The organism is Thermomonospora catenispora (genome assembly GCF_006363815.1).
GTDB classification, from domain to species: Bacteria; Actinomycetota; Actinomycetes; order Streptosporangiales; family Streptosporangiaceae; genus Thermomonospora; species Thermomonospora catenispora.
Genome location: NZ_RRYT01000001.1, coordinates 185,454 through 197,872 on the forward strand (window position 1 = coordinate 185,454; position 12,419 = coordinate 197,872).

At 72.3% G+C, this 12,419-nt stretch carries 12 protein-coding genes; 5 read left to right on the forward strand and 7 right to left on the reverse strand.

Features of this window, described 5'->3' with window-relative positions:
- Positions 1 to 35 precede the first annotated feature (35 nt).
- On the forward strand, positions 36 to 2,264 hold the full coding sequence (locus EIO00_RS00825) for a DUF4132 domain-containing protein (protein WP_140174706.1): 2,229 nt from the start codon (positions 36 to 38) through the stop codon (positions 2,262 to 2,264).
- Positions 2,265 to 2,322: 58 nt separating this feature from the next.
- Here the strand turns inward: EIO00_RS00825 and EIO00_RS25480 are convergent, their stop codons facing one another.
- The 4 genes from EIO00_RS25480 to EIO00_RS00845 are packed head-to-tail and all read right to left on the reverse strand — an operon-like array spanning position 2,323 to position 5,783.
- Positions 2,323 to 3,039 carry an ABC transporter permease gene (locus EIO00_RS25480; RefSeq protein WP_140174709.1) on the reverse strand — a complete coding sequence of 239 codons (717 nt, stop codon included), beginning with the start codon at positions 3,037 to 3,039 and terminating at the stop codon, positions 2,323 to 2,325.
- A gap of 13 nt (positions 3,040 to 3,052) precedes the next feature.
- On the reverse strand, positions 3,053 to 3,964 hold the full coding sequence (locus EIO00_RS00835; protein ID WP_140174710.1) for an ABC transporter ATP-binding protein: 912 nt from the start codon (positions 3,962 to 3,964) through the stop codon (positions 3,053 to 3,055).
- Positions 3,961 to 4,839 carry an ABC transporter permease gene (locus tag EIO00_RS00840; RefSeq protein ID WP_140174712.1) on the reverse strand — a complete coding sequence of 293 codons (879 nt, stop codon included), beginning with the start codon at positions 4,837 to 4,839 and terminating at the stop codon, positions 3,961 to 3,963. The genes EIO00_RS00835 and EIO00_RS00840 overlap by 4 nt, the downstream gene beginning before the upstream one ends.
- On the reverse strand, positions 4,836 to 5,783 hold the full coding sequence (locus EIO00_RS00845) for an ABC transporter ATP-binding protein (protein ID WP_175596078.1): 948 nt from the start codon (positions 5,781 to 5,783) through the stop codon (positions 4,836 to 4,838). Before EIO00_RS00845 ends, EIO00_RS00840 begins: the two co-directional genes overlap by 4 nt.
- A 250-nt stretch (positions 5,784 to 6,033) precedes the next feature.
- Between EIO00_RS00845 and EIO00_RS00850 the strand changes: the two genes are divergently transcribed.
- Together EIO00_RS00850 and EIO00_RS00855 are read left to right on the forward strand one after the other, a co-directional pair.
- Positions 6,034 to 6,678, forward strand: a complete 645-nt coding sequence (locus tag EIO00_RS00850) for an HNH endonuclease family protein (RefSeq protein ID WP_140174714.1) — start codon at positions 6,034 to 6,036, stop codon at positions 6,676 to 6,678.
- A 98-nt stretch (positions 6,679 to 6,776) separates the two neighbouring features.
- The gene (locus EIO00_RS00855) at positions 6,777 to 7,094 is read left to right on the forward strand and encodes a hypothetical protein (protein ID WP_140174716.1); all 318 of its coding nucleotides are present in this window, start codon (positions 6,777 to 6,779) and stop codon (positions 7,092 to 7,094) included.
- Between the two features lie 78 nt (positions 7,095 to 7,172).
- Here the strand turns inward: EIO00_RS00855 and glmM are convergent, their stop codons facing one another.
- From glmM to rplM, 3 genes are all read right to left on the reverse strand, one after another.
- The gene (glmM, locus tag EIO00_RS00860; protein ID WP_140174718.1) at positions 7,173 to 8,519 is read right to left on the reverse strand and encodes a phosphoglucosamine mutase; all 1,347 of its coding nucleotides are present in this window, start codon (positions 8,517 to 8,519) and stop codon (positions 7,173 to 7,175) included.
- A 178-nt stretch (positions 8,520 to 8,697) separates the two neighbouring features.
- On the reverse strand, positions 8,698 to 9,216 hold the full coding sequence (gene rpsI / locus EIO00_RS00865) for a 30S ribosomal protein S9 (RefSeq protein ID WP_140174720.1): 519 nt from the start codon (positions 9,214 to 9,216) through the stop codon (positions 8,698 to 8,700).
- A gap of 85 nt (positions 9,217 to 9,301) precedes the next feature.
- A complete protein-coding gene (gene rplM, locus EIO00_RS00870; RefSeq protein WP_140174722.1) occupies positions 9,302 to 9,736 on the reverse strand; it encodes a 50S ribosomal protein L13 in 435 nt (144 codons plus the stop codon).
- A gap of 409 nt (positions 9,737 to 10,145) precedes the next feature.
- On the opposite strand from rplM, the gene EIO00_RS24705 reads away from it, so the two are divergent.
- Both EIO00_RS24705 and EIO00_RS00880 read left to right on the forward strand, forming a co-directional pair.
- Entirely contained in the window at positions 10,146 to 10,943 is a 798-nt protein-coding gene (locus tag EIO00_RS24705; protein ID WP_241661040.1) for a CAP domain-containing protein, read from the forward strand.
- Between the two features lie 237 nt (positions 10,944 to 11,180).
- The gene (locus tag EIO00_RS00880) at positions 11,181 to 12,407 is read left to right on the forward strand and encodes a chromosomal replication initiator protein DnaA (protein ID WP_140174724.1); all 1,227 of its coding nucleotides are present in this window, start codon (positions 11,181 to 11,183) and stop codon (positions 12,405 to 12,407) included.
- Positions 12,408 to 12,419 lie beyond the last annotated feature (12 nt).

The window sequence follows — 12,419 nt, forward strand, 5'->3', positions numbered from 1 at the left end:
ACGCTTCCATCCGACCGTCTGGAGAATCGACCGCAATGACGCAATCTCCCACGGACCGTGTCCCGGAGGCCCCCGAGAGTGCTCTGCCCGACCTGCTGGTGAACCCGCCCTGGACCCGCCTGCCGGGCAACCGGGAACCGGCGGTCCTCAAGCTCAAGGCTCCCAAGGAGCCCACCGTCGTCCGGTGGGACCCCGAGCTCCGCGAGAATTGGCTGAAGGGGCCCTATGAGGAGTACGGCTTCCAGCCGCTGCCGGAGGACACCGACTGGGACGAGGTGGCCGAGACCTTCGCCGACGGCCGGGCGCTGTCGCTGGAGACCAGGGAGCGTCTGCGGCTGGCCGCGGGCCTGCTCTTGCAGGCGCCGCCGGAGTACGGGGAGAAGCTGCTCGCCGACGAGCGCTACTGGGAGACGTTCACCCACTACCCCGGCCACAGCGTGCTGCGCGGCGCGGTGGCCCGCCATGGGGTGGCGGCCTACCCGGCGGCGATGTACGAGGCCAAGAACTCCCGGGGGTTCTCCGCCCTGGCGCCGTTCCTGGACGCCGACGTCGCCCAGATCATGATCAAGAGCTTCGACGTCTGGCCGAACGCACGCGAGGCCGCGAAGTGGTTCCGCCTGCACGGACAGGACGCCGCACGGCTGACGGTGCCGGACGCGCTGCGCAAACCCGGCCCGAAACGGAGGCGTGCCGAGGCCGCCCTCCGCCTGGTGGCCCGGGTGCACGGCCGGGACGCCATCGTCGAGGCCGCCCGCTGCTACGGCGAGGAGGCGGTCCAGGCCATCGCGGAGCTGCGCGTCGACCCGCTGGAGCTCCTCCCCGACCCGATGCCGGAGATCCCCGAGGAGTTCGACCCCGAGCGGCTGCCCCAGGTGCTGCTGCGCGGACGCGAGCTGGCGCTGCCCGCCGCGGCGACCCGCCACCTGATCACCATGCTGCTGCTCACCCAGGGCTGTCATGACCCCTATGCCGGGCTGAAGCGGGTCGAGCCGGCGCTCGATCCGGACTCGCTCGCCGAGTTCGCCTGGGCGTTGTACGAGGTCGACCGGCACCCCCGCTGGTGGGCCTCCCCCGGGGTGCAGTACGCGCTGATCAACTGGGGGAACGACGAGACCGCCGACCGGCTGGTCGAGCAGGTCGTCGGCTGGAGCAAGGCGTTCGTGTGGGACTGCAACGGCACCACCGCGGTGCTGCTGTTCGCCCGGCTCGGGACCGACTCGGCGCTGCGCCACCTGCACCGCCTGGCCACCAAGGCGCGGGACGCCAAGCGGATCCGGCCCGAAGCGCAGTGGCGGCTCAAGCAGGCCGCCGAGGAGCGCGGGCTGACCCCCGAGCAGCTCACCGATCGGCTCGTCCCCACCTTCGGGCTGAGCGCCGACGGGACGCTGGTGCTGGACTACGGGCCGCGCCGGTTCATCGTCGGGTTCGACGAGCAGCTCAAGCCGTATGTGACCGACGAGTCCGGCAAGCGCCGCAAGACGCTGCCCAAGCCCGGCGCCAAGGACGATCCACAGCTGGCGCCCGCCGCCCACAAGCGGTTCGCCGACCTGAAGAAGCAGGTCAAGCAGGTCGCCGCCGAGCGGATCAAGCTGTTGGAGCAGGCGATGGTGACCGGCCGGGAGTGGACGGCCGAGGAGTTCCGGTCGATCTTCGTCGACCATCCGCTGCTGTGGCACCTCGCCCGCCGCCTGGTGTGGGCCGCCACGACGGAGGGGCGGACCACCACGTTCCGCGTGGCCGAGGACCGCACCCTGGCCGACGTCGAGGACGAGGCGTTCGCCCTTCCCGAGGACGCCCGCATCACGCTGCCGCACCCGGTGACGCTGGGCGAGGAGGCCGTGGGCGCCTGGGCGCAGGTGTTCGCCGACTACGAGCTCATCCAGCCGTTCCCGCAGCTGACGCGCCCCGTGTTCACCCTCGCCGAGCAGGAGCGCGCCCAGGGCCGGTTGGAGCGTTTCGAGGGCCGCACCGTGCACTTCGGCCGGATCCTCGGCCTGACCCGGCGCGGCTGGGAGCTCGGCGAGAAGGAGACCGGCGGGTTCCGCCGCCAGGTGACCAAGATGACCCCCGACGAGCGCCACGTGATGGTGTCCTTCGAGCCCGGCATCCGGGTCATCGATCCCGAGCAGTACGCCGAGCAGCAGATCGAACAGGTGCTGCTGTGGACCGGCCGCCGGTCCGGCGAGCAGCTCCCGTTCGGCGAGCTGGACCCGGTGACCGCCTCGGAGATCCTCGCCGACCTCACCGCGGCCCTGGGCGAGTGACCCGACCGGCCTGAGCGACGGCCTGAGCGGCGTCCCGCGCACGCGGGACGCCGCCGGCTCACTCGGCGCTCGCCACCGACAAGGTGCGCAGGCGCATCACCGCCAGGGCCGTCCCCGCCACGGTGACCGCCGCCAGCAGCAGCACCGCGACCGGGGTGCGCACCGTGGCCTCCACCGCCGAACTCGAGGTGATCGCGTCGGCGATCGACAGGCCCCACTGCTGGATCGACACCGACCGGGCGCCCGGGGCGAACTGGGCCAGCAGCGACTCCCACACCAGCGCGTACAGCAGGCCGATCGTCACGGCGCTGCGGCTGGCCACCGCCAGCGCCACGAACACCGCCGTGTAGGCCACGCCCGCCGCCAGCACCCCGACCGTGAAACCCTGGGCCAGCCCCGTCGCCGTCCCCCGCAGCAGCAGTCCCGCCACCAGCGTCGGCACCACCGCGAACGCCACCACCAGGGCGATCGCCACGACCAGCTTGGTGAGCACCACCACGTGCCGGCCGATCGGCTTGGTGAGGATGTACATGATCTGGCCGTCGTCGATCTCCGGGCCGATCACCCCGGTCCCGGCGATCAGCGCCAGCAGCGGCAACAAGGTGGCCAGGGCGAACTGCTGCAGCACGCCGGCCGCGGTGCCGGGCTCGGTGTTGTCGGTGATGTTCAGCGCCGCGGCCAGCGACAGCAGCACCGCCGGCAGCAGGAACAGCAGCAGCGCCCGCCGCCGGCTCAGCATGGAGCGCAGCGTGATGAGGGCGATCGTGACGTTCACCGGGTCCTCCCCCTCACCTGGCCACCAGGTACTCGAAGACGCTCTCCAACGACTCGTCCGCCGGACTGACCTCCCACAGCCGCACCCCGTGCTGCTTGGCCAGCCGCGGCAGCAGCCAGGTGAACCGGCGGAAGTCGGTGGCCTCCACGCGCACGCCCTTGCCGGTCAGCTCCACCCCGCGCGCCGAGCCGTCCGCGATGATCGCCGCGGCCAGCGTCCGGTCGTCGCTGGAGCGCACCAGGAACTGGTGGGGCCGGTCGCTCATCAGCCGGCGGATCGCCCGGAAGTCCCCGGAGGCGGCGTGCCGGCCGGCCACCACCACCTCGATGTGCTCGGCGATCCGCTCCACCTCCTCCAGGATGTGCGAGCTGAACAAGATGGTGCGGCCCTCGGCGGCCATCCGCCGGATCAGGTCCATCAGATGCAGCCGCTGCCGCGGGTCCATCCCGTTGAACGGCTCGTCCAGCAGCAGCACCGGCGGGTCGTGCACCAAGGCCGAGGCCATCTTGATCCGCTGCTTCATGCCCTTGGAGTACTTGCCGATCACCCGGTGCTGGGCGGGCTCCATCTCCACCAAGGCCAGCGCCCGGTCGGTGGCGGCCTCGGGGTCGGGCAGCCGGAACAGCTTCGCCATCGCCAGCACGAACTGCCGGCCGGTCAGGAAGTCATAGGCGGTCTCGCGTTCGGGCACCAGCCCGAGCCGCCGGTAGATCGCCGGATTGCGCCAGATCGGCTCGCCGTCCAGCGTGATCGTCCCCGACGACGGCGGGATGAACCCGCCCATCATGTGGATCAGCGTGGACTTGCCCGCGCCGTTGGGGCCGAGCAGCCCGGTCACCCCGGGGCCGATCTCCATGGACACCCCGTTGACCGCCACCACGTTCCCGTACCAGCGGGACACGTTCTCCAGGCGCAGCACGGTCACAGGTCGGCCCCCCTCCGGAAACGGCGGTGCAGCATCGCGATCGAAAGGGCCACCACCCCGGCGCACACCAGCAGCGCCACCAGTCCGCCCAGCGCGCCCGGCGGCACCGCGCCGCCCGCCCGCTCGGCCCCCAGCAGCCGCACCTGCACCGCGTCCACCAGGGTGAACGGCGTCAGCAGCCCCAGCCAGCCGGCCAGGTCGAACTGCGTCCGCGCGGTGGCGATCCCCTGCACGATCTGCACGAACACCCACGACAGCATGAACACCGCGATCACCGCCGCGACCCCGAATCCGCGCCGCGGGGTGAACGCCGCCACCACCAGCCCGATCGACGCCAGCACCACCGCGAACAGCAGCACGCCGACCAGCGCCAGCGAAAAGTCCCGCAGGTGCGCGCCCGCGTCCGGCACCTTGTTGACCAGCCCGCCCACGTACAGCACGGTGATGGGGGTCGCCATCAGCAGCACCAGGGCGGTGGTCATCGCCGCCAGCTTGGCCAGCACGAAGTCCAGTGAGAGCACCGGCCGGGAGAAGTACAGCGGGATCACCCGGAACCGCAGTTCCCGCGACGCCAGCACCGGGGCCTGGGTGGCCACGAAGATCGAGATCACCGGCTGCAGGTAGGTCGGGTAGGCCGAGTAACGGATCAGCGCGTCGGCCTCGCCCGCCAGGGCGACCGCCGCCACACTGCCCACCGCGGGGAGCAGCACGATCGCCGCGAGCAGGGCGGGCATCACCTTGGCGCGGGCCGGCCGGCCCAGCCCCCAGGCGCTCCGCAGATTGTGCACGTACAGCGACCGCAGCAGATAGGACCGGCCCAGCCGGCGCCCCTGGTAGTGCCGGTAGCCGATGTCGTGGATCGTGCCCGTGGTCATCCCGCATGCCCCCTCGGCGAGACGGCGGCGCCCGGCGGCACCGGAGGCGCCGGCGTCGCGAAGACCTCCTCGAGGTGGTGGCGGCGCTGCTCCATGCGGATCAGCAGCAGGTCCAGCTCCACCACCGTGTCCCGGATGAGGTCGAAGGTGTGCTCTCCGGTGACCTCGACCAGCAGCGTCCGTCCCTCCGGACGCACCGTCAGCCCGGCCCGGGCCAGCGCCCGCCCGAGCTCGTCGCGTCCCTCTTCGACCTCGACCACCAGGGTGCCGCTGTCGGTGGTGAACGCCTCCACCGGCTGGGAGCGCAGCAGCCGCCCGCCGTCGATGATCACCACATGGTCGCAGGTGCGTTCCAGCTCGCCCAGCAGGTGCGAGGTGACCAGCACGCTGATGCCGAACTCGGTGCCGATCCGGCGGATCAGCTCCAGCATCTCATCGCGCCCGGCCGGGTCCAGCCCGTTGGTCGGCTCGTCCAGGAACACCAGCTGCGGATCGTGCACCAGCGCCTGCGCCAGCTTGACCTTCTGCCGCATGCCGGTGGAGTAGCCGCCGATCGGCCGGTACCGCTCCTCGTGCAGGCCGACGTGCCGCAGCGTGTCGGCGGCGCGCTCGCGGGCGGCGGTCGGCGGCAGCCCGCTCATCCGCGCCATGTGCACCACGAACTCGGTGGCCGACACGTCCGGCGGCAGGCAGTCGTACTCGGGCATGTAGCCGACCCGCTCGCGGATCAGCTCCCCCTGCCGGGCCACGTCCAGGTCAAGCACCCACGCCTGACCGGCCGAGGCCGGCTGGAGGCCCAGCAGGATCTTGATGAGGGTCGACTTCCCGGCGCCGTTGGCGCCGACCAGTCCCACGATCCCCGGTTCGATGTCCACGGTGAGGTCGTTCAGCGCAGTGACGCCGGGGAACCGCATCGTCAACCCTCGGGTGGCGATGATCGGCATGCCTTGCAACCTAGTGCACCGGCACCGGGAAAGTCGTCATCCTCCGGTCGTATGCCCTTATCGTCCGCCCTCATCGTCCGTCTCCACCGCCCGGATCGGCGGCCGGCCCTCCGGGCGGACGTCGCCTCCGGGGCCGGCGGTCCCCTCTCCGGCCGCCCCCGCCCCAGAGCGTTCACTGCCCGCCCCTACGCTGGCGACTGGTCGCCGCAGAGCGGAGTATCCGCACGACACGACGCAGGGAGGGTGAGGCATGAGGCACGCCCGGCGGCCGGGTCTGGTCGCGATCACCGCCGCGCTCACGGCGGTCGCCTGCACCGCGGAGGTGGGCGGGAACGGCTCGACGCCCGCGCCCGGCGACGCCGCGCAGTCCCGCCGACACCTGGCCGCGCTGCCGATCGCCGCCGAGGGCGACGGGGCCGGCTACGACCGGGAGGACTTCGGAGTGCGCTGGCGGGACATCGACCGCAACGGCTGCGATCAGCGCAACGACGTGCTGGCCCGGGATCTGACGGACGTCGTCAGGCGCGGCCGGTGCGTGGTGGTCTCCGGCACGCTCCACGACCCCTACACCGGTCGGCGGATCTCGTTCCGCAAGTCCGACGCCGACGAGGTGCAGATCGACCACGTGTACCCGCTGGCGCTGGCCTGGCGGATGGGCGCCTCCCGGTGGCCGAAGTCACGCCGCGAACAGTTCGCCAACGACCCCGACAACCTGCTGGCCGTGTGGGGCGTGCCGAACCGGCAGAAAAGCGACTCCGGTCCGGGCGAGTGGCGCCCCCGCAAGGAGTACCAGTGCACGTACGCGATCAAGTACATCGCGGTGGCGACCAAGTACCGGCTGCCGGTGACCCGCGCCGACCACAACGCCCTGCAGACGTTCCTGGGCCGCTGCTGAGGGCGGAGGCCCAGGGCATAGCATGCGGTCATCCAGCCGATCAGCCGGCCGATGATCCAACCGATCGGCCGGCGGGGCGACGAGCCGAGGGGGACGCCATGAACGCCGGACCGGACGAGCAGAACGCGCCGCGGGAGGAGGAGCCCCGGCCTCCGCGGGTGCGCACCGAGCGGGCCGTGGGCGCCCGCGCGACCGGTGCGTCCGTCACCGGGGCCTCCGCCACCGGCGCCGCGCTGCGCGCCGGCACCGGCCTGGGCGCTCTGGCGCTGGGGGCGGTGGCGCTGGGCGCGCTGTCCGTCGGCGCGCTGGCCATCGGCCGGCTGGCGATCAAGAAGGCGGTGATGAAGGAGCTTCGGGCGGGCACCGTCGAGATCGCCCACCTCAAGATCGGCCGCCTCGAGATCACCGAGGGCTGACGGGGCGGCCGCCGTGGTCGGGCCGGCCGGCCCGGCCGTCGGGGCGGCGGCCCGGACCGATGGAGCGGAGCGCCCGGCCTAGGCGGAGCACTCGATCTTGACGACCTCGGCCAGGCGCTCGGCGAGCCGCTGCGCCTGGTCCTCGGCGGCGGCCTCGACCATCACCCGGACCATCGGCTCGGTGCCGCTGGGCCGGATCAGCACCCGGCCGGAGTCGCCCAGCTCCCGCTCGGCCTGCGCGATCGCCTCGGCCAGGGCCGGCGAGGACTTCGCCTTGCCCTTGTCCACGCCCCGCACGTTGATCAGCACCTGCGGCAGCCGGTGCATCACCTTGGCCAGCTCCTCCAGCGACCGGCCCCGCCGGGCCATGGTCGCCAGCAGGTGCAGCCCGGTCAGCACCCCGTCCCCGGTGGTGGCGTGCTCCAGCATGATCACATGCCCGGACTGTTCGCCGCCGAGGGTGTAGCCGCCCTCCTTCATGGCCTCCAGCACGTACCGGTCGCCCACCGCGGTCTGCACCGTCTCGATCCCGGCCTCGCGCATCGCGAGCTTGAACCCCAGATTGCTCATCACGGTGGCGACCACGGTGTTCTTGGCCAGCCGGCCGGCCTCGCGCAGCTCGGTGGCCAGGATCGCCATGATCTGGTCGCCGTCCACCACCTCGCCGGAGGCGGTGACGGCCAGGCAGCGGTCGGCGTCGCCGTCGTGGGCGATGCCGGCGTCCGCGCCCTGGGCGACGACCTCGGCCCGCAGCGCGTCCAGGTGGGTGGAGCCGCAGCCGTCGTTGATGTTGAGGCCGTCGGGGGCCGTCCCGATGGTGAGGACCTCGGCTCCGGCGCGACGCAGCGCCTCCGGGGCGACGCTCGAGGCCGCGCCGTGCGCGCAGTCCACCACCACGCGCAGCCCGTCCAGCGACGCCGGCAGAGTGGACAGCAGGTGCGCCACGTATTGTTCGACCGCGCCCTGGGCGTCGCGGACCCGGCCCACTCCCGCGCCCGTGGGCCGGTCCCAGTCCTCGCCGAGGCGGGCCTCGATGCGGTCCTCGATCTCGTCGGGCAGCTTGTAGCCGCTCCGGTCGAAGAACTTGATGCCGTTGTCGGGCGCGGGGTTGTGCGAGGCCGACAGCATCACGCCCAGGTCGGCGTCCAGGGTGTGGGTGAGGTACGCCACCGCCGGGGTGGGCAGCACCCCCAGCCGCAGCACGTCCACGCCCGCCTCGGCGAGTCCGGCCACCACCGCGGCCTCCAGGAACTCCCCGGAGGCACGGGGATCGCGTCCCACCACCGCGGTCGGCCGATGCCCCTGGAACGCGCCCGCCTCACCGAGCACCCGCGCCGCCGCGACGGACAGGTCCATCGCCAGCCGCGCGGTCAGGTCGCGGCCCGCGACCCCGCGCACCCCGTCGGTACCGAACAGACGACCCACAGTTCACTCCCACCGAAAGCGGTCTGCAAAGCGATGACCGCGTGGGCCGATACCGGCTCCACGCGGTCATATGACGTTCACGCCCACCATGGATGTTCGCGTTCCATGCCAGAACGCGATCAAAACCCCAGAACCGGTGTCCGCATCCCCAAACGGCCCGGCTCCGTGGTGTCCGGCGTCAGCGCTTGCTGTACTGCGGCGCCTTGCGGGCCTTCTTCAGGCCGGCCTTCTTGCGCTCCTTGACCCGGGCGTCACGGGTCAGGAAGCCGGCCTTCTTCAGCGCCGGACGGTAGTCGGGGTCGATGATCTGCAGCGCGCGGGCGATGCCCATGCGCAGCGCACCGGCCTGACCGGTCACGCCACCACCGGAGACCCGGCAGATCACGTCGAACTGGCCTTCGGCGCCGATCTGCACGAAGGGCTCGTTGACGATCTGCTGGTGGACCTTGTTCGGGAAGTACTGCTCCAGCGAGCGGCCGTTGATGGTCCAGTTGCCGGTGCCCGGCATGATCCGGACACGGGCGATGGCCTCCTTGCGGCGGCCGGTGGCCGAGGCGACGCCGGCCGTCACCGGAGCGGCCCCGTACTCGCCCGGGGCCTCGGGCGTCTCGGTGGTGTACTCCGACGGGTAGTCCTCGGAGTACTCGTCGTACTCCGCGCCCTCGACGGGCGTCTCGATGCCGCTGTTCTCGGCCACTGTGCTCCTAGGGTCTTCTAGCCAGGGCGGCGGGCCCGATCATCCTCATCGGGTGCCCCGGCGGCCACGGATGAGGAAGGCTCTTTTACTTGCTGATCTCGAAGGGGACCGGCTGCTGGGCCTGGTGCGGGTGGTTCGGGCCGGCGTAGACCTTCACCTTCTTGAACATCCGCCGCCCGAGCCGGTTCTTGGGCAGCATGCCCTTGATGGCCTTCTCGACCGCACGCTCGGGGTGCCGCTCCAGCAGTTCCTTGTAGCTCATGGAGCGCAGGCCGCCGGGGTAGCCGGAGTGGCGGTATGCCCGCTTCTGCTCCCGCTTGTTGCCGGTCAGCGCCACCTTTTCGGCGTTGACGACGATGACGAAGTCACCGGTGTCGATGTGCGGCGCGTAGATCGGCTTGTGCTTCCCCTTCAGCAGGGTCGCGACCTGGCTGGCAAGCCGACCCAGCACGACATCGGTCGCATCGATGACGTACCACTGACGCTGGACGTCAGTGGGCTTCGGGGTGTACGTGCGCACGGTCGTAAGCCTTCGTTTCTTGTCGACTTCACAGCGGATCCGGGGCACGCCCAACGGATCGAAGCGGCGACACCCTGGAGGCCGGGGCCCCGGAGCAGGGCACACCGGTGGATGCAACGAACTGGCAGGATACCCAGCCCCGTGGGCATGGGTCAAAGCGAGCCGTCACGACACTCCCCCGGCCACGTTCCAGTATGCCCCATCCACGGGGCCGCCTTGACCACACCCCGACCGGAGGCCGACCGAGGACCGGGCGAGAGCCGACCGGGGGCCGCCCGAGGCCGATCGAGACCGCTGAGCGATCCCCCTAGGAACGCTCCATAGTTCCCATTTGTCCGATTCGTTGCGCATGCGGCGATGGAGGCGACTAAGGTGCGGAACCCACCCGATATCCCTTCCGGGAGGCCTGATGCGAACTCCCCGCTCCGAATCGGCCGGCCGGACCCCGCGCCGCCGCCGCGGGCTCACCACCGCCGCCGCCTTCACCGGCGCCGTGCTCGCGGTCGGCTCGGGCGTCGCGCTCGACAGGGTGGTGCTCCCGGCGCTCGGCGACGACCGCGCGGCCCCCGCCGCCGCGGCCGCGCCCACTCCCGCCGCCACCGGGTCACCGCCCGCCGCCGTCCCCAACGGGACCACGCGGCGGCCCGTCGAGCAGCCCGCCGACATCGTCCCGCCCCCGCCGCCCGACCCCCCGCTCCAGCGGCTGGGGACGACCCCGAGCACACGGCCCTCCTCCAGCCCTCGCCCCGGCTCCACCGACCGCCCCACCGCCGGAGGCGGCGACACCGGCGACTCCACCACGGGCGGCTCGACCGCGGGTTCCGGGCTGACCGCGCTGGAGGCCCGGGTGGTCGAGCTGACCAACCAAGAGCGCGCCAAGGCCGGATGCGGCCCGCTGCGCGTCGACCAGCGGCTGGTGAAGGCCGCCCGCGCGCACTCGGCGGACATGGCCGCCAAGGGGTACTTCAGCCACACCTCCCCCAGCGGCGAGACCCCCTGGGACCGCATGAAGAAGGCCGGCTACCCGGCCTCCGGCGGAGAGAACATCGCCATGGGGTACCCCACCGCCGAAGCGGTGATGAAGGGCTGGATGAACAGCTCCGGCCACCGCGCCAACATCCTCAACTGCGGCTACAAGGCGATCGGCGTCGGCGTCAAGACCGGCTCCGGCGGCCCCTGGTGGACGCAGAACTTCGGCACTCAGTGAGCTCCGGGCCGGATCGCCGCGCGCCGTCCCGATCGAGCGCCCCCCACGAGCGGCTCAGGCGAGCGGTCGGGACGGACGTCCGGACGGACCGTCCGGGAAGCCGGTCCCGGCAGGCGGTCCGACCCGTTCCGTCCTCGTCTTCGGGCTCGTTCCACCCGCACGCTGCGCCACGGCATGCCATGGTGGTGCCGTTGGCGTGGTCCAAAACCACGCAAATGGAACGGTAGGGTCCAAATCATGCGTTACCCGGGTGATCAACGCAATTTCGGCGATCGCTTCGGCGAGCCGACCGCGCCGTACGGCCCCGGAGCGGAACCGCACGACCCCGAGCAGGCCGACGACGGCCGCTCCGGCCGGGACGGTTCCCCCTTCGCACCGCCGCCCGGCGCGTTCGCCGCACGGCCGGGCGAACCGTTCGGCCCCTCCGCCGGCGGCTTCGCCGACCGGTCGCGCCCCGCCGGCGGATTCGACGCCGCGCCGCACCTCCCGCCGAACGCCCCGCCCGGGCTGCAGGCCGCCGAACCCGGCGACGCCCACGCGTACCGGCCGCAGCCGGGCCCCTCCTACGACACCGCCTACGGCGCCTCCTACGGCACCGCCCACGACGCCTCCGGCGGGCCGGGCCCCTTCGACCGTCCCGGCCAGGAGGGGGTCGACGCCCCCATGGAGCCGCCGCATGAGCCCGGCGTCCCGACGGCCGAGCCGCCCGCCGAGCCAGCCGGGACCGGACGGGGCCCCAACCGGTTCCTGGTCGCCGCCGGCGCGATCGTGGTCGGCGTGGCGCTGGCCGGCAGCGGATTCACGGTGTCGCGCATGCTGACGGGCGACGACGCCGAGCAGCCCGCCGCGGCGGCCGCCCCCACGCAGTCGGCGACTCCGCTCCCGACCCCGACGCCCGCCCCGCTGCAGGCCAAGTTCAAGAACCGGACGTCCGACCCCGCGCCGCTGACCCTCGCCGAGGTGTTCGGCAAGCGGACGTTCAAGGGAGCGGGCGTCGTCTACACCCGCACCGCGTGGAAGCACGATCGCGACTGCAGCAAGGGCGTCACCGGGGCCAAGCTCCAGGCCGTGCTCAAGAAGGGCGGCTGCACCCAGGTGCTGCGCGCCTCCTACGCCCGCGGCGACGGCCTGCTCATCGGCACCGTGGGCGTGCTCAACCTCAGGACCGAGGAGGCCGCCGAGCGGGCCGCCAAGACCGCCGCCGGACGCGACACCCACCTGCAGCCGCTGCCCGGCAGGAAGGGGATCTCCAAGACCCTCGGCAAGGGCCTCGCGCTCGGCACCGCCTACTCCCGCGGCCACTATCTGATCATGGTCTGGGTGCAGCGCCCGGACGGCAAGGAGATCGCGGCCCGGGACCGCCAGAAGGTCACCGCCTTCCAGCAGCAGGTCGTCCTGGGCAGCAACCTGTACAAGGCCCTGCACTATCGAGGAATCGCAGGCAAACCCCTCACGAGCCGATGACGGCTAATACCC

What these genes read in the sequence shown, in the direction of transcription:
- EIO00_RS00825 (WP_140174706.1), top strand. Translation starts at nt 36, where the DNA reads ATGACGCAATCTCCCACGGACCGTGTCCCGGAGGCCCCCGAGAGTGCT.
- EIO00_RS00840 (WP_140174712.1), bottom strand. Translation starts at nt 4,839, where the DNA reads ATGACCACGGGCACGATCCACGACATCGGCTACCGGCACTACCAGGGG.
- EIO00_RS00845 (WP_175596078.1), bottom strand. Translation starts at nt 5,783, where the DNA reads ATGCCGATCATCGCCACCCGAGGGTTGACGATGCGGTTCCCCGGCGTC.
- EIO00_RS00850 (WP_140174714.1), top strand. Translation starts at nt 6,034, where the DNA reads ATGAGGCACGCCCGGCGGCCGGGTCTGGTCGCGATCACCGCCGCGCTC.
- EIO00_RS00855 (WP_140174716.1), top strand. Translation starts at nt 6,777, where the DNA reads ATGAACGCCGGACCGGACGAGCAGAACGCGCCGCGGGAGGAGGAGCCC.
- EIO00_RS24705 (WP_241661040.1), top strand. Translation starts at nt 10,146, where the DNA reads ATGCGAACTCCCCGCTCCGAATCGGCCGGCCGGACCCCGCGCCGCCGC.
- EIO00_RS00880 (WP_140174724.1), top strand. Translation starts at nt 11,181, where the DNA reads ATGCGTTACCCGGGTGATCAACGCAATTTCGGCGATCGCTTCGGCGAG.